Origin of the sequence: uncultured Methanospirillum sp. (genome assembly GCF_963668415.2) — an archaeon.
GTDB lineage: Archaea > Halobacteriota > Methanomicrobia > Methanomicrobiales > Methanospirillaceae > Methanospirillum.
This window is the reverse complement of record NZ_CAXXDL010000001.1, coordinates 3,179,068-3,199,508: the sequence shown is the minus strand read 5'-3', so window position 1 is coordinate 3,199,508 and position 20,441 is coordinate 3,179,068. Positions and strand designations below refer to the sequence as shown.

General features: G+C 47.7%; 14 protein-coding genes. 6 read left to right on the top strand and 8 right to left on the bottom strand.

Features of this window, described 5'->3' with window-relative positions; all coding sequences use genetic code 11:
• Positions 1–9 precede the first annotated feature (9 nt).
• Together uvrC and uvrB are read left to right on the top strand one after the other, a co-directional pair.
• On the top strand, positions 10–1,566 hold the full coding sequence (uvrC, locus tag ACHZA2_RS15090) for an excinuclease ABC subunit UvrC (protein ID WP_319580389.1): 1,557 nt from the start codon (positions 10–12) through the stop codon (positions 1,564–1,566).
• Positions 1,563–3,491, top strand: coding sequence for an excinuclease ABC subunit UvrB (gene uvrB, locus ACHZA2_RS15085; protein ID WP_319580388.1), 1,929 nt, complete (start codon positions 1,563–1,565; stop codon positions 3,489–3,491). Before uvrC ends, uvrB begins: the two co-directional genes overlap by 4 nt.
• Before the next feature lie 59 nt (positions 3,492–3,550).
• Here the strand turns inward: uvrB and ACHZA2_RS15080 are convergent, their stop codons facing one another.
• Both ACHZA2_RS15080 and ACHZA2_RS15075 read right to left on the bottom strand, forming a co-directional pair.
• Positions 3,551–7,189 (bottom strand): PKD domain-containing protein, encoded by a 3,639-nt coding sequence (locus tag ACHZA2_RS15080; RefSeq protein ID WP_319580387.1) that lies wholly within the window; start codon positions 7,187–7,189, stop codon positions 3,551–3,553.
• Positions 7,190–7,441: 252 nt separating this feature from the next.
• A complete protein-coding gene (locus ACHZA2_RS15075) occupies positions 7,442–10,282 on the bottom strand; it encodes a PKD domain-containing protein (RefSeq protein ID WP_394698601.1) in 2,841 nt (946 codons plus the stop codon).
• Between the two features lie 507 nt (positions 10,283–10,789).
• Here ACHZA2_RS15075 and ACHZA2_RS15070 point away from each other — a divergent pair.
• The gene (locus tag ACHZA2_RS15070; protein WP_319538059.1) at positions 10,790–11,263 is read left to right on the top strand and encodes a peptidylprolyl isomerase; all 474 of its coding nucleotides are present in this window, start codon (positions 10,790–10,792) and stop codon (positions 11,261–11,263) included.
• A gap of 20 nt (positions 11,264–11,283) precedes the next feature.
• Here ACHZA2_RS15070 and ACHZA2_RS15065 read toward each other — a convergent pair whose 3' ends face one another.
• Positions 11,284–11,976: a peptidylprolyl isomerase gene (locus ACHZA2_RS15065; protein WP_319580385.1), complete on the bottom strand. Its 693-nt coding sequence runs from the start codon at positions 11,974–11,976 to the stop codon at positions 11,284–11,286.
• Positions 11,977–12,025: 49 nt separating this feature from the next.
• Between ACHZA2_RS15065 and cyaB the strand changes: the two genes are divergently transcribed.
• Positions 12,026–12,553 (top strand): class IV adenylate cyclase, encoded by a 528-nt coding sequence (gene cyaB, locus ACHZA2_RS15060; RefSeq protein WP_319580384.1) that lies wholly within the window; start codon positions 12,026–12,028, stop codon positions 12,551–12,553.
• On the opposite strand, the gene ACHZA2_RS15055 is transcribed toward cyaB, so the two are convergent.
• The 5 genes from ACHZA2_RS15055 to ACHZA2_RS15035 all read right to left on the bottom strand — a co-directional run bounded on the left by ACHZA2_RS15055 (position 12,543) and on the right by ACHZA2_RS15035 (position 16,416).
• Positions 12,543–13,184 carry a metallophosphoesterase gene (locus tag ACHZA2_RS15055; protein ID WP_319538062.1) on the bottom strand — a complete coding sequence of 214 codons (642 nt, stop codon included), beginning with the start codon at positions 13,182–13,184 and terminating at the stop codon, positions 12,543–12,545. The two genes, cyaB and ACHZA2_RS15055, sit on opposite strands and share 11 nt — an antisense overlap.
• A 5-nt stretch (positions 13,185–13,189) precedes the next feature.
• The gene (locus ACHZA2_RS15050; protein WP_319580383.1) at positions 13,190–14,308 is read right to left on the bottom strand and encodes a TIGR04013 family B12-binding domain/radical SAM domain-containing protein; all 1,119 of its coding nucleotides are present in this window, start codon (positions 14,306–14,308) and stop codon (positions 13,190–13,192) included.
• A gap of 91 nt (positions 14,309–14,399) precedes the next feature.
• Complete coding sequence (locus tag ACHZA2_RS15045; RefSeq protein WP_319580382.1) at positions 14,400–14,843, bottom strand: hypothetical protein; 444 nt, start codon at positions 14,841–14,843, stop codon at positions 14,400–14,402.
• Between the two features lie 44 nt (positions 14,844–14,887).
• Entirely contained in the window at positions 14,888–15,586 is a 699-nt protein-coding gene (locus ACHZA2_RS15040; protein ID WP_319580381.1) for a KaiC domain-containing protein, read from the bottom strand.
• Entirely contained in the window at positions 15,583–16,416 is an 834-nt protein-coding gene (locus tag ACHZA2_RS15035) for an RAD55 family ATPase (protein ID WP_319580380.1), read from the bottom strand. The genes ACHZA2_RS15040 and ACHZA2_RS15035 overlap by 4 nt, the downstream gene beginning before the upstream one ends.
• 165 nt (positions 16,417–16,581) lie before the next feature.
• Here ACHZA2_RS15035 and ACHZA2_RS15030 point away from each other — a divergent pair, with 165 nt between their 5' ends.
• Positions 16,582–18,510 (top strand): type II/IV secretion system ATPase subunit, encoded by a 1,929-nt coding sequence (locus ACHZA2_RS15030; protein WP_319580379.1) that lies wholly within the window; start codon positions 16,582–16,584, stop codon positions 18,508–18,510.
• Entirely contained in the window at positions 18,507–20,432 is a 1,926-nt protein-coding gene (locus tag ACHZA2_RS15025; protein ID WP_319580378.1) for a type II secretion system F family protein, read from the top strand. Before ACHZA2_RS15030 ends, ACHZA2_RS15025 begins: the two co-directional genes overlap by 4 nt.
• The last annotated feature ends 9 nt before the right edge of the window (positions 20,433–20,441 follow it).

Below are 20,441 nucleotides of genomic sequence, written 5' to 3'. Positions count from 1 at the left end.
GGATAAACCATGATCGATCTCAAAATTCTCCCCCATGATCCGGGTTGCTACCTCTTCAAGGATGCAGAAGGGACGATCATCTACATCGGCAAAGCAAAAAACCTGAAGAAACGCGTATCGAGTTACTTCCAGAAGACCGATCACGGAGCCAAGACCAATCGAATGGTCAGTGAGGCTGCAGATCTTGACTTCATCATAACTGCTTCAGAGGTAGAAGCACTCATCCTTGAAAATACGCTGATCAAGCGGCATCAGCCAAAGTTCAACATAGATCTCAAGGATGCCAAAAGTTACGCATTCATCAGGATCAGCGATGATCCCTTTCCCAGAATAGGCATAGCCAGGTACAGGGGAGGAAAAAAGGGTGGATCTCTGTATGGTCCGTTCGTCTCTGCTGCTGAACGTGACCAGGTCCTCGCATTCATCAAACAGACCTTTCACCTGAGAACATGCAGAAAGATGACAAAACGGGCATGCCTTCGCTCACATCTCGAAACCTGCTCTGCCCCATGTCAGGGGAAGGTATCAGAGCCGGAGTACCAGTACCAGGTAAAGAGTGCTGATCTCCTGCTAAAAGGAAAGAACCAGGATCTCATCGCCAGTCTCAAAGAGGAGATGGCAGGGCATGCAGAGCGGGAGGAGTTCGAACAGGCACTTGCAATCAGGGATCAGATCGCTGCCATCGAACGCCTTTCTGAGCGGCAGTATGTTCAGCGGCAGAAGCAGGCAAATGAACACATCATCAACTACCAGATCGTATCAGGGACAGTATACCTGATCCTCTTCACTATCGAAAGGGGGACCCTCACCAGCAAGGAAGAGTTTGTCTTTCCAGAGACTGAGGAGTTTCTTGAGGAATTTATCATCCAGTATTATGCAAATGTGCGGCCACCGAACGAACTGATCCTGCCAGTGATCCCTGATACTGCAATCGAAGAGTATCTGTCAAACATCAGAGAGACCAAAGTGACCCTTACAGTTCCTATACAAGGGGCAAAAAAACACCTTCTGGATCTTGTGATGAAGAACATTGAAGCCTCGTTCTTTGCCGGAAAGATGAGAGTTATCGAACTTGGAGAAGCCCTGAACCTGGCAGGTCCTCCTGAAGTAATCGAGTGCTTTGATATCTCCCACCTTTCAGGTACAGGCACCGTTGGATCCATGGTGAGTTTCAGGGATGGAAGACCTGACAAAAAGAACTACCGGAGGTTCAGGATCAAGACTGTGGAGGGGATCGATGACTTCTCCTCGATAGCCGAGGTTGTGAAACGTAGGTATAGCAGGCTGAAAAAAGAGGAACTGCCACTTCCGGATCTTATCATCATCGACGGTGGCCAGGGGCAACTCCATGCCGCAGAGGCCGAACTGGAAACTCTTCATCTTTCCATACCGCTCATCTCCATCGCCAAGAGAGAAGAGGAGATCTATACCACCAAACGAGCCCTACCGATTCCTCTTTCAAAGAAGAGCCCTGCATCTCTTCTTGTCCAGGAGATCAGGGATGAGGCACACAGGTTTGCGATCACGTACCAGCGTCAGATCAGACGGAAGAAGGCACTATCATGACAGACTTTCAGATCGTATCAGAGTACCAGCCACGGGGGTCACAACCTGAAGCAATCCGGGAACTGGTGGAAGGATACAATAAGGGATTCCCGGCACAGACCCTTCTCGGGGTCACCGGATCAGGGAAGACCTTCACGATGGCAAATGTGATCGCTGAACTGAACATGCCAACGCTGGTGCTGGCCCACAACAAGACGCTTGCAGCCCAACTCTACCATGAGTTCAGGGAGTTCTTTCCGCATAACAGAGTTGAGTACTTTGTCTCGTACTACGATTACTACCAGCCTGAATCCTACATCGCAAAGAAAGACCAGTATATCGAGAAGGACGCACAGATAAACCCGAAGATTGAGATGATGCGGCTCTCGGCTACTGCGTCCCTGCTTGGTAGAAGTGATGTGATCGTCGTCTCTTCAGTCTCATGTATCTATGGTCTCGGTCGCCCTGACACCTACAAGAGCATGGGATTTGATCTCGGAGTAGGTCAGAAGTTCGAACGCAAAGATATCATCTCGCGACTCGTCGACAATCTCTACGAACGAAATGATATCGAACTGATACCAGGCAGGTTCAGAGTAAAAGGGGAGACCATCGATCTTGTCCCGAGTTATTATAACAACATCATCAGGATCGAACTCTTCGGCGATGAGGTAGATCGGATCACCGAGATCAACCGGACAACCGGAGACCCGGTTGAGAAACTCAGGCATATCTACGTGTACCCGGCAAGGCACTACATCATTCCAGAAGAACAGAAAGAGGCGGCCATACAGTCTATCGAGGTCGAACTCCAGGAACGGCTGCCTCATCTCGGGATGCTTGAGGCGCACCGGCTTGAGCAGAGGACAAAGTATGACCTCGAGATGATCAGGGAGACCGGCTCATGCAAAGGGATCGAGAACTACTCACGCCACTTTGACGGCAGGAGTGTCGGAGAGAAACCATACTGTCTGCTCGATTACTTCCCGAAAGATTTTCTCTTCTTCATCGATGAGAGTCACCAGACAGTCCCCCAGGTCAGGGCGATGTTCAACGGTGACCGATCGCGAAAGATCCCACTTGTGGATTACGGGTTCAGACTGCCATCTGCATTTGATAACCGCCCGCTCCGGTTTCATGAATTCGAACGATACCTGAAGCACGTGATCTTTGTCTCTGCTACCCCGGCAGAGTACGAAAAAGAACTCTCGCAGCAGGTTGTCGAGCAGATCATCAGACCTACCGGCCTTATCGATCCGGTGGTTGAAGTCAGGCCGATCAAAGGGCAGATGGAAGATGTTAGATCAGAGATCCAGAAGACGATCGAAAAAGGAGATCGGGTCCTCCTCACCACACTAACCAAAAGGCTAGCTGAAGAGCTCACCGAGTACCTTGAAGCACGGGGCGTGAAGACACGGTACCTTCACTCAGACATTGACACCCTTGAGCGGACCGAGATCATCAGAGAACTCAGACTCGGAATCTTTGACGTACTTGTTGGGATCAACCTTCTCCGTGAGGGTCTTGATATCCCGGAGGTCGGATTCATCGGTATCCTCGATGCTGACAAGGAAGGATTCCTTCGTGATGCCAGGAGTCTGATCCAGATCATCGGGCGTGCAGCCCGCAACGCAGAGGCACATGTTGTACTGTATGCAGACACCATCACCGGCTCAATGCAGACTGCCATGGATGAGACAGAGAGAAGACGCAGTCTGCAGATGGGATACAACAAGGAACACAACATAACACCCCAGACTATCAAAAAACCGGTGAGGGAGCAGGAGATCGAACTTCCGGCTGGAAAGCCGGTACAAAAGTCATCAATTCCGGCGATGATCATAGACCTGGAGGCACAGATGAAGACAGCAGCCCAACTCCTCAATTTTGAGGAGGCCATCATGCTCAGGGACAAGATCGGAGCACTGAAGAAAGAACTGGAATAATTAGATCATAAGACGCGATCAGAACATCTGACCACTTTTTTTAAAAAAACAAAAAAAGGTTAGAGAACGGAGATGTATCCGTCCTTTACCCTCTCTGAAGTTCCTTCATCGCTGAAGACCTTCAGAGTTACCGTGTAGTTGCCAGGTGTGGAGTATACGTGCAGCGGATTCTGATCGTATGACGCTGTGCTGTCACCAAAGTTCCAGAACCACTCAGTCGGGAAGCCCTGTGATTTGTCCTCAAACTGGACACTGAGCGGTGACTTACCAGAGAGTGGGTGTGCCATGAAGTCAGCAACCGGCTGCTGCATGACGGTGATCGTCTCATATGCATAGTCCTTTGCAGTGAACGGTTTGTCAACCTGGTGAGTTACCTGGTAGACACCCGGTGCAGTGTAGGTATGCGTGATGTTCTTTGAGAGTGAACCGGCACTGCTGTCACCAAAGACCCAGCCCCATGAGACATCCTCTGTGTTCAGTGAACAGTCAGTGAACTCGACGGTTAATCCAGGAGGCACAGTTCCTCCCAGTGGTTTTGCCATCATGCATGCAATCGGATCGGTGGTCACCGTGATGTAATCCTTCTTCTCAACTGTAACACCAGTCGGCGCAGCTGCATTGAAGGCCGTGAGTTTGACGGTGTAGTTACCGGTCTTGGCATAGAGGTGAACCGGCTCGCGTACATTGGTCACTTCACCATCACCAAAGTCCCAGAGCCAGTCAGTCGGGTTGTTTATGGTGAGATCTTTGAATGTGACCGGGTACTTTGGTGGAACTCTGACACGATCTGCCTCAAAGTCAGGCACTGGAGGGAGCACGAAGACCGGCTCGATAGTGTGATCTGAACTGATGTTCAGGAAGGTGTATGGATTGATCGGGCCTACAGAGGTGTTGTCCACGATCAGATCGTAGAGTGCATTCCCTGTGTCAGGAGTCATGGTGAAGATCTGGCTTGACCCGCAGTTTACCTGGACGATTCCATTTGTTCCTGCCGGTGAGATGTTACCACCATTGGACTGGTTGACCAGGATGTTGTATGTCTTGATCTGGAATACTGCCTGGATTGTGTGATCAGCATTCACATTCGGGAATGTGTACACATAGGGGCTGACCTGCGGACCGCTGCTTACTCCGTCAACGATGACATCGCCGATGGTGTAGCATGGGTTTGCTGCGATGGTGAAACTGATAGAGTCACCAATGGTTACATTCTGTGGAGTTGATGGTGAGATGGTTCCACCAGTTCCTGCTGATGGTGTTATAGTGTAGGCATACTTGCTGAAACTTGTGTTAATCGAGTGATTTTTTGTCACATTCGGGAAGCAATACGTCATCGGACTGGTATTGTTACCCTGACTAACGCCATCAACCTCCACATTGGAGATGAAGTAGTTACTGAATGCGGTGATGTTAAAGCACTGGGTGTTCCCGAAGGTAACATTAACCGTGCCATTGGGCTCGATTTGACCGCCCTGACCAGCAACCGCCGTGATGGTCAGGACGTCAGGCTGAAAATGTGCAATAATCTCGTGGTTCTCAGTAACATTGACGGTATAGGAACTGATCGGGCCCTTGGAAACTCCGTTGTCAGTGATATCTGCAAGCTGGTATCCAGAGAAGGCTGTCGAGTTGAAGGTCATTATCTGCCCATACGTTGCTGTCGAGTCACCGGCAGGAACGATCATCCCGGCATTTGTAGGGATAGCAGAGGATGTTACATTGAACCACTGCTTCTCAAAGACAGCATGCCAGGTGAGGTTGGTGTGAAGGTTGCAGATCTGGAAGTTGGTCTTGAAGCCTTCGGACTCCATGTATGAATCACCTGATTCAAACTCGGGTCTGAGGTACGAGAGGTAGTATCCAGGATCAGGAACACCGGTGGTATTCTTCGTACATCCGTCATAATCCACCTGATAGGGATCAGATGGATCAATCTTTCCTCCTGCTGAATAATTTGCAAAGACAGTGACTTTTGTCGGTCGGAAGGTGCAGTACAACGTATGGTTGTATGTCATCTTCGAACCCTGAATCACATAGGACGGTGCATATGGAACCGGCTCACCATCCAGATACAACTGCTTGACCTGGTAGTCTGTCTCTGGTGAGAAGTTATAGGCTGCACTGTCATCTCCGTAGTCATAGAAGGTTATTCCTGCGTTGTTGACTGAACCGCCTTTTCCGACAGTTGCATTAACAGCCACCTGCTTTTTGAGGGAATTCAGATAGAGCGTTGCATTGCCAAGTGTCTTCTCATGTGGATATGTGACGTTTTCGAGATTATAGGTGATATTGAATACAGGTTTTCCTTCGCTCGTCCGGTCCACAGTCAGGTTGTGTGCAAGATATGCCGGATGTTCTCCGCTCAGGGTAAACTCTTTAGTCTCTCCTGCAATAACCGGGATCAAACCTGATGGCTGGATCGATGAGTGTTCGTCTGACGCTGCCTGTATGAAGTATGTGGCACGATCAAGGCTGATGATCTGACCCCATTTTGAGGGACGACCAACAAACAGGCTCGTGTCAACCGTGACAGTCTTTGGCAGGTTTAAAGGCATCCGGTCAAAGGTCACATTGACAATCTTCTGGGAAGGCAGACTGATCCAGCACGGAGTCCGGTTCTCCTGCACTTCGCCATCATAGGTGACACTGGCTCCCTTGGGGATACCCAGTTCAGGATGATCATCATCATCGACACTGGTCTCGAAGTAGACCTGAACATAGTTGGTGAATGGCGTTAATTCAACTTCGACCGTGCTCGGGACACTGGCAGTCACGTTGAAGAATTTGTAGCCCCAGTGGTAGCGATCCTTGAAGAAGACTGTGAAGTATTCTCCGGAGTAGAGTTGCTGTGTTGTCGTCGTGTTGCCAATAATTCCTGCTGTGTACTTCAGATACTCAGGAGTAACATCCTCGGTTGAGACAACACCCTGAACTTTTGCTGCAACGTCTTCGTGGGTGCCATTGAAGTTACTCAGAGCAGCATCCATCTTTGATACAAGTGCACTCTGCTGATCAGCATTCATCATGCTGATCTGATAGATAAAGACATCAGCATTTGTCGGTTCACTCTTGAAGGTCACCGGTGCAGTCTCCGGGATCGGATCGAGATTAATCCGAAGTTCAGTCACGTTACCCGCAGTTACCTCAGTGGTCCCGTTCTTTGGATAATATCCGGACCGGGTGATATTATAGATATAAGTCCCAGGAGGCAGTGACTCCACTGACGCAGGAGTCTTACTGTAGATCAGACTGGTGACATTTGGAATCTCACGATGAAGGGTCAGATCCGAATCCGACGGATTGGTGTCAAGATGGATTGCACCATAGACCGGGTTATTCGGGGTAAGTGTCACCGTGCTGAAGTTAAGGTACGTTCCCGGGGTGACAGTGAATGACTCATTCCACCACGTGATAAATCCATACTTCTTTAGAAATAGCCGGTATGTTCCGGGATTCACAAAGAACTCCCGTGGAGTGAGACCCTCCGTATCCGATACAGTCAGATTGTCAGGCGATACCGACACATTGGTGAGGTAGATCTCTGCTCCCTCTGGAACAGAGTTGACAAAGACTACCCCTTTCTGTTGTGGCTCCGCCATACTTCCGGATATCAGGAATGCCAGTATAAGCAGTCCTGCGATGACCGGATATGCAGTTTTGTATGCCATTACTTCACACTTCCCCTGTAAATCATTCATGAATGAAGGAAATCCCCGTGACGCATACCATTATAGGATGCAACTCGCAAGAGGAGTTAATCAGGGTTATATTTCTCATCACATATATAGGTATTGAAATATGCCAAAAAATAAAGGGATTCAAGATATCAAACGAGTATGAGTATCCGTCTGTAAAACAGACACTCAAATAAGGCTAGTAATAAAAGTAAGAAATAAAGTGCTTCAAATCGAAAAATATTGATGGATATTCAGATATTGATTTCTCTGATATCACACCACAACCACATATGCAACACGAGTCTTCTCGTTTACTCCCATATCGTTCTTCACCGAGAGAATGACAGTGTACTCACCTGGATTTACGTAGGTATGTGACGGTGCAACCGGAGTTGTGTTGAACGAGTTGGAACGGTCACCAAAGTCCCAGTACCACTCAGTCACATTTGACTGGTTCGGAGTGTAGTCCTCGAACTGGACGGTGAACGGATGAGTACCGCTGTATCGCTTCCCTGCAGCCCCGAAGTTCACATCTTTTGGTTTTGATTTGTTCTCAATCTGAAGTGTCTTTACTGCTGATCCTGACTGTCCATCCCAGTTCGTGCCAGTCATATTCACCGTATATGATCCTGTTGAAGTATATGTGTGAGTGATTGACGATGTATCGGTAGTCGTTGAGTTACCGTCACCAAAGTTCCAGATCCAGTGAATGGGCTGACCTTTTGATGTGTCAATGAAGGTGATAGGCTGATTAATTACTCCCCATTCCCCGGATGGATCAGTCACAAAGTCAGCATACACCGGACCCTTAATACGGACTGTATTTGATGCAGTTCCATTCCCATACGGGTTGGTAACTGTCAGGTTTACCACATATGTCCCGGCATTCTGATAATAATTTACCACAGGTGTACCAGTTGAGGTATTTCCATCTCCAAACTGCCAGTACCAGCCATTGATCGATTCTCCTTTTGATGTATCAACAAACGTCACTCTCTCAAACCGGTTGGCAACCTCCGGAGTTACGGTGAAACTTGCTTCAGGGGCCTTCTGGACACTAACGTTGATCCTGGCCCGCGAGACATTCCACGCACCATAGTACGGGTTGCTCACATTCAGGGTGACGTTGTGCCAGCCTTCGGAAGTGAACTGATGGTACGGGCTCTTGTTTGTGTCATTGGGTAGAGAATCATCAAAATTCCAGTCCCAGTTGGTGATATCAGACTGTGGAGCGGAGAGGTCACTGAACTTGACAACCATTGATGCATTGACCGGTACTACAGATGTGCCGTTCGGCGTAAAGTTTGCAAACACCGGGCTGCCGACCTCGATGGTTTTGTTTGCGACCCGGGTCATTCCACTAGAAGTGTTTGTGACAGTCAGAGAAACATTGTAAGTACCTTTCTGGTTGAAGGTGTGAATCTCTGATGCCCCGGATCCCGAAGTCTGGTCAGCAAAGTTCCAGGTCCGGGTGTTAACTGATGACTGTGGGGTTGACGTGTCGGTAAAGTTCACTGTGAATGGATAGTATCCCCGGGTCTGGTTAGCGGTAAAGTTAGCCTGGAGACAGTAATCAAGAGTAATATAAAATTCCTTGTCATTCACATTCTCATGCTGGGCATTCATAGCTGTCATTTGCACGAGATAGGTACCTTCTGATGCATACTGGTGAGTAACTGTTCGTCCTTCCCCATCAGGTGCCACACGATTACCGTTTAAGTCATAGAATTTCCAAAGCCAGACAAATGGAGTATCTGTAGAATTATCAGAGAATGTGACATTAAGAGGGAAGGTACCACATTTTGGCGAATAGGTCATATTAGCATTCAAGTGTTCATATACCGTGACCTGTTTTACAGAAGTGTTTGAAACACCACATACTGGATTGGACACAGTAAGGCTGACATTGTAAGTGCCATTCCTAAAGTACTGATAACTTACACCGGTCTTGTGCTCCTTGATACCTGGTTCAAGTTCCCATGTATAAATTGTGTCAAGATCGGTCCCTGTTGAATTATCGCTGAAATTAAAAACAGCAGCATCCCCACGGTTTATTGTCCGAGTCCAAGGATCGGCAGTGAAGTTTGCATATAATCCAGTAATATTTACAAATTGACTAGACTGATTCCAGATCCCAAAGGTGTTATTCCAAGCCCACATTGTGAGATTATATCTACCGGGCTGATAATATGTGTGATTCGTCCAATTTGTCGTTAAATTAACATCTTGTGTTCCATCATCATAAGTCCAAGTGAATTTATCTCTGTTACTGCCAGTTGAGTTATCCCTGAAGGTAACATTGGCAGGGAATGCTGCACATCTATATTGAACTGGTGTAAAATTGGAAGTAATATTGTCGTAAACTAAAAGAACCTTACTTGATAAGTTAGAACCATATTCAGTACTCGTATTCTGTTCTATTGTATAAATTCCAGGATTATTGAATATGTGAGTGAAATTGTCTGAAGAATTTAATTCAAATCCACTACTGTTTGAGATATTCCATCTTGAAATCAGGCCAGATCCAGAATAGGTATCAAAAGTCCAAGACCCAAAATTCAGGTTCGCTTTAACTGGAGCAGGACCCTGGGTTATTACATTACCGGTAAAATTGTCCGTTATCGTGAAATTAGATACCGGTGGGGGGTATACTGTTACGGCAAGAGTTGTATAATTATCAGAGAATATTGAAGGAGTGCTATTTTTTGCGGTTACACTGACAGGATACGTTTTTGTTGTTGTCGGTGAGGAATAAGGGAACCTATGAGGGATTGTAACAGGATAGCCGACACCGTTTGTAACATTCCCATCACCAAAATTCCAGTCCAATGTGTTTGGTAAAGAACTATTATCCGACAGATTATATTTGAATGCAGCCTGCCAATTTACCGTAGGTCCGGTCTGGTTAATCGAACCATTAATGGGGAATAAAGCATTTATGACAACATATTTAGAATTGACACACGGGACATAAGTGTAATTTGTTGCATTATAATATAACCGATATACTTCAGGTGTATCAAAAGTAAATGTAGTATAATTATCTGTTGTTGAGAATTGATCAACATATTTATTAGACCCTTTATACAATAACCAAGTATAATTGTCAGACATCAGATAACCAGACTGAAGAGGTAACACATCGCGGATAGTATACCCTTTTGTAATAGGTGACCAATTAGTAAAATTAAAAGTCAAGTTATCAGAAATTGAAACATTTACCTTACAGTCACTGAAAGCCTCAATACCGACATCTCCTGCAGCAGCTCCAATCAAAACAAAAGATGTAATGGCCACCAATAAACATACAACTAACCCATTAAGGTTTTTCTTTCCCATTTTTTACTCCCCACATCAGTTCAACCCTGATCATGCCCGTTTTTCTCCCTCATATCCCACACCTGACACTTCAGGACAGAGGTTTCACACAGGTACAATCAGAACGCGATATATAGAAGATCATATTCTTCACATAATATAAATATTATTATATCTTTATCACCCGCCGGATTTGCAGAAAACAACATGAGGAGAACATCGGCTCCAGGCTGGTGAAACGCAGATCATTTTCATGCCATCAGGATCAGAGAACCTATCACCACCAAGGGTTAACCAGTATGTATGGCAGAACCTACCAGGGTCCAGTTTTCAACAAACAAGGGCGATATCCTGATAGAACTTTTTGAAAACCGCCCAATAACAACGGGCAATTTTGTAAAACTGGTCTCAGAAGGATTCTATGATGGAATCATCTTCCACCGGGTCATCGACAAGTTCATGGTCCAGGGAGGATGTCCGAAGGGAACCGGAACCGGCGGCCCGGGATACACGATACGCGATGAGTTCACTGCAGACAACCGGAATGACAGGGGAACGATCTCTATGGCAAATGCAGGACCAAACACCGGAGGAAGTCAGTTCTTCATCAACCTGGTGAACAACAACTACCTTGACAAGAATCATCCGGTATTCGGTAAAGTTGTCAGCGGGATGGACATAGTCGATGCAATCTCCAAAGTCAAGACAGACAGAAACGACCGGCCAAAGGAAGACATCGTCATCCAGAAGGCAACGGTAGTCTCGAAAAAAGAGTAATATCGTATCAGGAAAAAGGATTATTCCTTCTTCTCTTCAGTCTTCTTTTCAGGTTTCGGATACTTCTCGATGTACTGAATCTCTTCTACACCGCTTACCAGATCAAAGACAGAGACGGTGATATAGGGCTTGCTGCTAACAAAGCGCCTGCTGTATGAGTAAACACCGGCAGGAAGATCAATCTTTGCAACACCACTCTCAAGAGTGACACTGGTGTCAAGCCCTGAGAAGATACTTATCAGACCCTTGATCTGCTCGGCCGGATCCTCAACAAATCCTTCGATCTTGAATGAATAGCTCAGGGTCTGACCGGCGAGCGGATGATTAAAATCAACCAGCACACGGTTTCCGATCATCTTGACAACAGTCCCTTCACCAGTGTTCGGGATATTGACCCGCATGCCGACAGCAGGCTTCTCCTTGAAGACCTTCTTCTCGTACGAGCGCATCAGTTCCTGCTCCCGCTCCCCGAAAGCCTTCTCCGGTGGGATCTCAATGGTGCCTTCATCCCCTGGCTCTTTCCCTATGACAGCCTCATCAAGACCCAGAAGGATCTGCTGTTTGCCTGTGCATACGATCACCGGCTCGTACTTCTTGTTCTCATCAAAGGTGCCGGATTCACGTGCTTCTGCCTCGCTGGTTGTATCAAAGACCATCCCGAAACTGCGTCCGGTATAGCTGATTTTTATAAAGTCTCCTTCTTTGACAGGCATTCTTGGTTCCTTTATTAAATGGGGAGCCATATAGATAAAAGGTAGGATAATGCTGGAGATCGAGATTAAGGTCCGGGTTCCGGACATCAAAGCGGTCAGAGAAAAGGTAATCGCGTCCGGTGGAGTCCTCACCGAGACCCTTACCGAACATGACTCATACTATAATGCTCCTCACCGGGACTTCGGTGTGACTGATGAAGCATTGCGCCTCAGGGAGACAGGGGTAAAAACAACAGTCACATACAAAGGACCAAAGGACACGATCCTTGGATCAAAAGTCAGGGAAGAGATAAACCTAGACATCGCAGACCCGAAGAGTTTTGATACAATAATCACCCGCCTCAGTTTCGTAATGGTTGCAGTCGTCCGCAAGCGGCGGGAGTATTACAAGTACCAGGACTTCACCATCTCCCTCGATCAGGTGGAGGGGCTTGGAGATTTTGTTGAGATAGAACTTATCAGCGACAATAATGCAGAAAAAGCAGCCGCACGCGTCGACGAGACAGCCAGAAAAATGGGAGTGACCGGAGAGAGGATAACCCTCTCTTATCTAGAACTCCTCCTCTCTACACGTTGAGAAGTTTTATCTCGATATCTTTTGCGTCTTCGCCAAAGTGGATCATGGCACAATTACCCATGGCAGCCGGGCCTGGGTTTACTGCCTTGATACCGTCTGCTTCATAGATGCCCCGCTGCTCATGCACATGAGCACAGCAGATCAGATCAAATTTATCTACATACTTCTTCACGGTTGCAGACCCGACATGATTACCCCCGATCTCATCAAGGATGCCCTGTGGTGGTGCATGAGAGATGAGAACATTATGGGTAGCCTTCTCCATCTTACTAACTGAATTTTTGAGCAGATCGTCTATCTGCTTATCAGTAAGCTCAAAAGGAGTCCCAAAAGGAGTGGGATTAGAGCCGCCGATACCAACAAGGGATATCATACCGAGGTTCATTGTCGAACCATGAAGGTTCACGCTGCTGGAACGCTCAAGGGCATCTAAAACCTCTTTGGGATCGCAGTTCCCCGGGACCGAGAAACTCGGGACATCGATACGTGAAAAACAGGTATCAACATCCTTGGCAGTTCCCATATTGGTGATATCCCCTGCGATGAATACGACATCAGGAGCGAGTTCCATGAAGGACTCGATCATCCCGTATTCACCGTGCAGATCTGCAAGCAGGAGCGCTTTCAACATGAGTACTAATATGGAACCCGTCTAAAAAATCTTAACTCAGGGTCGTTCCACGAACCGGTAACTTTTCCGGCAAGGGCAAGCGATCCCAGGACCGCCTCTGCTTCAGGAATGACAGGGGTGGACTGTGTTCCTGCAAGTGGTGTCCCGGGAAGCGGAATAAACCGGTGTGCGTGAACAAACCCTGATTTACACACTTCACGGACAAGTCGGACGGTCTCTTCCTGCTCTTCTTCGGTCTCATCAGGAAACCCAAGGATAACATCCACCACCGGTACAAGTCCTCCCGCACGTATATGATCGAGTGCAGATAGCGCATCAGCGCAGGAATGACCACGATGGAGCCGGGAGAGGACAGCATCGCTCCCTGACTGCACACCGATGTGGAGTTTTCTGTTATCACAGAAGGTCCGGATCAGTTCCACTGACTCCCCGGTGATCCACTCAGGTCTTATCTCACTGGGAAATGTACCAAAGTAAAGTTCGCGTTCTCTATCTGCCGTAAGGCAGGACATAAGACGTTCCACCTTCTCAAGTCGTGGATGTCTTCCATCAGATCCATATGCCAAGGCATTCGGAGTCACCAGTCTGATCTGTTTGAAATGTTTCGCTAGATCCCTGATCGCATCAAGACTCCGGTGACGCATCCGGTGGCCGAATATACAAGGAGTCTGGCAGTATTGGCAGGCATATGGGCATCCCCTGGAGATCTCGATGTACCCTTTGTACTCACTAAAGCTCGGATATGCATCTGGGATCACCGAGTGATCAACAGGGATGTATCCGTTTCGTGTTGCAACACCCGGTGGCGGAGAGAGATTGTGCTCGATACGATCCAGGAGTCTTGGAACGGTAAACTCTCCCTCGCCCACCACGACATAATCAGCAACATCAACCAGATCCTCATAGCAGGCGGTGGCATGGGGTCCGCCGACGATCGTTACACATGGAGCGTTCGCAATCTCATCAAGATAACCAGGAGCCTGGATCGAGTTGAGACTGTAGAGGGTGATGTCTCCCCCTGCTATGGGAGAGGAGATAAGATGATACCCATGAATCTCACAGGCAGCATAGAGGGCAGCAAAACTGTTCCGCTGGGAGGTAATCTCCCGCCATCGCAGATCCATGCTTACAATATTCTCCTGCCAACCGCATGGGTACCAAAATAATAGGATTGGAGCAGGGAATCACAATAATTTTGTAGCTTCATCAGACCCATCAAAGCCGCTGCCGCATGCGGAGTGACTTGTCAGCGATCTGGTAGATCTGTCCGTCATAATACTCGGCATACACCCTCACCTGGTCCTCCCCATCGGTCCCTTTCAGTACAACCTCGCTCTGTGCCTTTGGAGGGAGCTCAAACCGTTCCACACTTCCATCACCCCGTTGAATCTTGATCCAGGAGCTCCTCACCATCTTCTGACCTTTACCTCCTGAGAAGAACACCTGAATTGTCTTATCAGCCTGATCCTTCTCGTTGATCTGGGCTGTTACCGCGTTATCTTCCGGAGGGGCCGGGTATGATTCAAGAGCCTGCTGGGATCCTACAGCATTTGAGTCTTTCTGTGCCGGGGAGGCTGGAGCCGTACCGGTTTGATGTTGTGTACAGCCGGCGGTAAAAAGGATAAGCACCAGACAAAGGAGTGGAATGAGTAATCGCATACTGAGTAATAATGATAATCAGGTAATAAATATTCACCAGCAGTTCAGAAGACATTCGCCTCGGTATAAACCATCATCGACTCCTTGAGAATCTCATATGGTTTGACCTCACGGGAGTGGGCAGACATCCTCATCTTGATGACTTCTATAGCAAGATGAATATCAGATACTGCATCACCCCGTGCATATCGTAGTAGAATTACGGTATCACTCAGATACTCGATCAGGTTGTACCTGCTTGAGAACTGGTTCTCCTTATCTGCCTCACTTGTGAGAAGAGATGTACAGTTGAGATCGCGAAGACGATCAAGGAAACGCATCATCTCCCGCCTTCTGGTAGCGTCATTGTCAAACAAGTCTTCAAACAGGGATACCGGATCAATGGTAACCCGGTGTGCCCCTTTGCGTCTGATCAGTTCAGGAAGCTCATTTTTTACACTGTTAATTGCGAGATTGAAGTCTGATGGGTCAAGATTTACAATAGTGAGCGATTTTCCCAGGTATGGAGAGATATCCCACCCTTTATCCCTCATATAGTACTCAATCCTGCTCGTTCGTTCTTCAAGAGTAATATGGATAACATTCTCACCATTGAGAAGACCGGCCCAAAGGAAGTAGAGTGCAAAGTTTGTTTTGCCGCACCCATATTGGCCTATTACCGAGGCTACCGTCCCAGGAATGAGCCCTCCGGACAGCATCTCATCCAGACCTTTGATGCCGAAGGAAATCCGATCTGCCCTCATATAATCACCCTGATGTTACTGACCTCAAATCCGCGTCCAGCGGTAATCCGTACAGCAAACTTGACCATCTCACGGTCTTCAAGATGGATCATCACGCCACGGAATTTTTCAAAATAGAGAACACGCTGACGCTTTGCCGTTGATGACTCTTCCCATCTGAAATGAATAACCGCATCAACAGCATCGGCAACCTCTGTCTCCTGCCACTGATTCAGGATGCCTTTTGTCAGGATGAGATAAAAAGTAGTGTTCCATTTTTTTGCAACCCGCTGAAGTCCGCGAAGAAATGCCGTGAGATCAGGCCATGTCCCGGCTGCGATATGCTGGGTAGCAAGTTCAGTAAGAGAGTCGATAGTGACCATGCTCTCCTTCGGAATATCGGAGAGCATATCTGAAAGTGTGGATAGAACACTGTCGTGGATCTTCCGCCTTTTTTCCATCCGCTCGATAATATCTTCATAATCTGAGTACCACCCAATCGGTACAAGACTTGAATCAAAGTAGATATCAGAGAGATCATCAAACTGGACTTTGTCGATATTTGTGAGCAGATCAGGGGAGAATGACTGCTCAATCTCCCTAAGAATATCCTCACGCATCTTGGTGACAGTAATATACCTGATATCAGCAGGAATGAGCACCTTTTTGTCAGAAGAACCCCGCGCCATAATCAGGGAGAGATAGATGAGGGAGGTATATGCAAACTCGATCTTCCCGGACCCAATTTCACCCTTTAACAGGATAACAGAGCCAGGAGGAACACCGCCTCCAAAAACCGGATCGAGCGTGGAAAGACCAGTGGGCATATAGCGATTTATTTCAGTATACATCTGCTCTCCAGAAAAATCCCGTTTATGAGTAGTCTTTCATGATTATACTTATACTCTTTCTTCCTTGTTTACACAGGTAATCCCTCAGCGTTTTTATCTGATGATGACATATCATTCACTCAATATATATGATGTGAATGGGGAGTCACATCAGAAGGCAATATCATGGTGGGGGCTGGAAAAGAGCAGGATAACGGTGGGGTAAGCAAAAACCCGGGCGGGCAGAAGAAGAGAAAGACCATCACCATTAAGGTCCCCCATATCTCACTTGGAAGAAAACCTGCCGAAAAACCCACAGAACCAAAACAGAAGAAGGGGGAGGAAATTGCAAAGGTTGCATCCATCCCACTGAAATTAAAACCCTTAAAGAGCCCTGTTACAGAAAGCCCGCAGTCAGGAAAGGTTACCCGTATCAAGATCGGACCACTTCTTCAGAAGCCGGAAGAGCCGGTTGTAGTAACTCAGAAAGAACTAAAAAAATCCCTGGGTACTGATAAAGAGAGCCGGGATCTCAACTACTCCAATAAACTCCTGAGAAAATTTTCATTAGCCAGAAAATCAGGCATCGAGGAGTATAATTTTGAAAAACACGGATCACTTGTCGACGCTGACGTTCCTGTGGGATATGACCTGATCAGGGAGTATTGGGCAGATCCGGGACGTGCCCTTGTGTATATTGCCCTCAACACAAAGTCACGGATGAAGGAGTATCTGCTTTACGAACCTGCCTTATCCCCGTTCGAGTACGAACTGCTTGAACGGCTTCATGAAGATCTCCGTGATGTCCTGATCCTCACCGATGAAGAGATCGGAATGGACAGGAGATTTCTCCTTCTCACAAAGGTGATGGAACTCCTGAACTATTACGGAGTCTCCATCGATCAGAAGTCACTATTCAAGATAGAGTATTTCCTGGTCAGGAACTATATCGGCTGGGGCCGCATCAACGCCCTGATGATGGATCCATGGATCGAAGATATCTCCTGCGACGGGGATAACATCCCGATCTTTCTGTTCCACCGCAAAGAACAGAACATCAAGACAAATATCCAGTTTGAGACTGAGGCACTGGTATCTCTCGCAATCACGCTTGCACAGAGGTCAGGAAAACATATCTCATCAGCATCCCCGCTCATCGATGCCACCCTCCCTGAGGGATCGCGTCTGCAACTCACCTTCGGGACAGAAGTCACATCACGAGGGACATCGTTCACAATCAGGAAGTTCCGTGAACAGCCGTTCACTCCCATCGACCTGATGGAACTCAAGACGTTCAATACCGATATGCTCGCCTACTTCTGGATGGCTATCGAGAATAACATGAGTCTTGTCTTCATCGGCGGGACGGCTTCAGGAAAGACGACATCACTCAACGCGGTTTCGCTCTTCATTCCACCTCTTGCAAAGGTTATCTCGATAGAGGATACCCGGGAACTGACACTCTTCCATGAGAACTGGATTGCAAGTATCACCCGTGACTCTGTTGCCGAGGGAGGGACATCTGTTGATATGTTCATGCTGCTCAAGGCAGCAATGCGTCAGCGGCCTGAGTACATTCTTGTCGGTGAGGTCCGTGGGCATGAGGCGCAGACCCTCTTCCAGGCGATGAATACGGGGCATACCACGTTCTCCACAATGCATGCAGGAAGTGTGGATGCGGCAATTCACCGGCTGGAGAATGAACCACTGAATGTGCCACGGAACATGCTTCAGGCATTAAATATCCTGAGCATCCAGAAACAGATACAGATCGGACCCGATCGTGTCAGAAGAAGTGAGGAGATCGTCGAGATTGCTGGAATTGATCCGGCGACAGGTAACATCATGGTTAACACCGTGTTTGAGTACGATCCATTGACTGACTCTTTCCGGTATACCGGCAGATCCCAGGTTCTGGGAGACATCTCAACACTTCATGGGTGGAGCAAAGAAGCCCTTCTTGAAGAGATGGAGCGTCGCAAGATAGTCCTGAATGCAATAAAGGATCAGGATCTTCGTGACTATATCAGGTTCACCAAGATTATCCAGGCTTATTACATCGATTCACAGCGGGTCCTGGATAACATCAAAGATCTGGACAGGATCGCCTCATGAGAACAGATCTTATCGTAAGACGATGGATCGCACGAAACCCCGATAGTTTCATCCCGGTCAGAAAAGATCTCAACTCGATAAGAGCTGGAGTTACAGTTGAACAGTATGTACGTCAGGCCCTGTTTATCGGCCTGATGACCGGGATTGTCGCAGGCCTCATTGGTTTTTTTCTTGCATCCCTTCTTTTTATTTCAAATTTCGGACTTAAGCCTGAGTTATACAATGTTTTAAATCTGGACCTTAACGCGAGCAACCCGAATCTTCCGATTATGCTGGCTGTCCAGCTCATCATTGCGTTTGCAGTCTTTTTTGTCGGTGGAATTATCGGGTACAAGGCTGTCCTTGCCTATCCTTCTCTTGAGAAGATGACGAGGACGACCAAGATCAATGTCGGCCTGCATAATGCGGTTGCATACATGTATGCAATGCGCAGGGGAGGGGCTGAATTGCTCGAGATCCTTAAGTCTCTTTCAGAGATGGCTGCCATATATGGCGAGGTTTCATACGAGTTCAGGCAGGTTGTCCGTGATGCAGAGTTCTTTGGCTATGATGTCGTGAGTGCTGTCAGGCACCTGAGTGAGACCACCCCCTCGCAGAAGATGCGTGATTTTCTGCAGGATATGCTCTCAACAGTGGAGAGCGGTGGAGATCTTTCGCAGTTCCTGCAGGACCGGGTGCATATACTTCAGGAAGAGGCCAAGTTCGAACAGAAGGAGTTTCTTCAGTTCCTAGGCCTTGTCGGCGAGATTTATGTAACGGTATTCATCGCAGGGCCGCTCTTTCTGATCACCATCATGGTTGTAATGGGCATGATGGGCTCTTCATCGGTCTTTGAACTCTCGCTGATCGGGTACATCGTGCTTCCGATAGGATCGCTGATCTTCATCCTGATGATTGACACCATCTCGATCAAGGATGAGAACGCGGTAAGATATGTCAAAGCCAAATGGCTGAACCAGTACACAGATGTGCGGGTCCGGGAGATGACTGGCGAAGAGAGACTCTTTGCAGCAATTGCCAGGTTTGACCAGTTCAGGTACGTTAAAAAATGGCTCGCCCATCCCATGAAGGGATTTATTGAGAAACCTGAGTACTCATTTGTCTTTTCAGTCCCGATTGCAGTGATCTTCCTGGTTTGGGTATTCCTGCATGTCCCGCCAGGGACATTCGATGACACGATCATGGCAGTGGACGACATGTGCATGGTTGCCCTGCTCATCATCATGATACCGTATGCTGTCTTCTTTACAATATGGAGCAACCGGATCAGGGGGATGGAGGCACTTATCCCTGACTTTCTTGACCGGATGGCAGGCATCAACGAGGTCGGGCTTACCCTGACCCAGTCGATCACCATCATGGCCAGGGCAAACCTCGGGCTCCTTGCATACGAGATCCAGCACATTCAGCGTGATATTCTCTGGGGAGCAAACTTCAGTGATGCCCTGATCAGGTTTGAGCTCAGAGTAAGAACAGCTCTGATTGCCAGGACAGTCACCCTCATCACCAAGGCATCAACGATGAGCAGCTCCATTGCAGATCTGCTCAGGATTGCTGCTGCAGATGCACGGATGAGCGAGATCCTGAAACGTGACCGGCTTTCTGAGATGTTCATCTATACCGCAATCGTATACCTCTCATTTTTTGTCTTCATCTTCGTAATAGGAGTCATTACCACCCAGTTCCTGACTGTGCTGGCAAACCAGAGCAAAGAAGGACTCTCAATGGCAGGGCCACTCGCCAACGTAGGAACTCTCTCAATGGTTACTATAGATCGACTTCTGTATCACACCTGTCTGGTGCAGGGTTTTTTTTCAGGCCTTATCGCAGGCATGATGGGAGAATCATCGATAAAGGCAGGTGTCAAGCATAGTTGTATCCTGATCATCGCTGCACTTCTTGCATTCAACTTCGCGTTTTAAACAGGATAA

Coding starts and splice junctions, on each gene's coding strand:
- uvrC (WP_319580389.1), top strand. CDS start 10: ATGATCGATCTCAAAATTCTCCCCCATGATCCGGGTTGCTACCTCTTC.
- ACHZA2_RS15050 (WP_319580383.1), bottom strand. CDS start 14,308: ATGGATCTGCGATGGCGGGAGATTACCTCCCAGCGGAACAGTTTTGCT.
- ACHZA2_RS15040 (WP_319580381.1), bottom strand. CDS start 15,586: ATGAGGGCAGATCGGATTTCCTTCGGCATCAAAGGTCTGGATGAGATG.
- ACHZA2_RS15030 (WP_319580379.1), top strand. CDS start 16,582: ATGGTGGGGGCTGGAAAAGAGCAGGATAACGGTGGGGTAAGCAAAAAC.
- ACHZA2_RS15080 (WP_319580387.1), bottom strand. CDS start 7,189: ATGAATGATTTACAGGGGAAGTGTGAAGTAATGGCATACAAAACTGCA.
- ACHZA2_RS15055 (WP_319538062.1), bottom strand. CDS start 13,184: ATGTTGAAAGCGCTCCTGCTTGCAGATCTGCACGGTGAATACGGGATG.
- cyaB (WP_319580384.1), top strand. CDS start 12,026: ATGCTGGAGATCGAGATTAAGGTCCGGGTTCCGGACATCAAAGCGGTC.
- ACHZA2_RS15065 (WP_319580385.1), bottom strand. CDS start 11,976: ATGCCTGTCAAAGAAGGAGACTTTATAAAAATCAGCTATACCGGACGC.
- ACHZA2_RS15075 (WP_394698601.1), bottom strand. CDS start 10,282: ATGTCTGACAATTATACTTGGTTATTGTATAAAGGGTCTAATAAATAT.
- ACHZA2_RS15070 (WP_319538059.1), top strand. CDS start 10,790: ATGGCAGAACCTACCAGGGTCCAGTTTTCAACAAACAAGGGCGATATC.
- ACHZA2_RS15045 (WP_319580382.1), bottom strand. CDS start 14,843: ATGCGATTACTCATTCCACTCCTTTGTCTGGTGCTTATCCTTTTTACC.
- uvrB (WP_319580388.1), top strand. CDS start 1,563: ATGACAGACTTTCAGATCGTATCAGAGTACCAGCCACGGGGGTCACAA.
- ACHZA2_RS15025 (WP_319580378.1), top strand. CDS start 18,507: ATGAGAACAGATCTTATCGTAAGACGATGGATCGCACGAAACCCCGAT.
- ACHZA2_RS15035 (WP_319580380.1), bottom strand. CDS start 16,416: ATGTATACTGAAATAAATCGCTATATGCCCACTGGTCTTTCCACGCTC.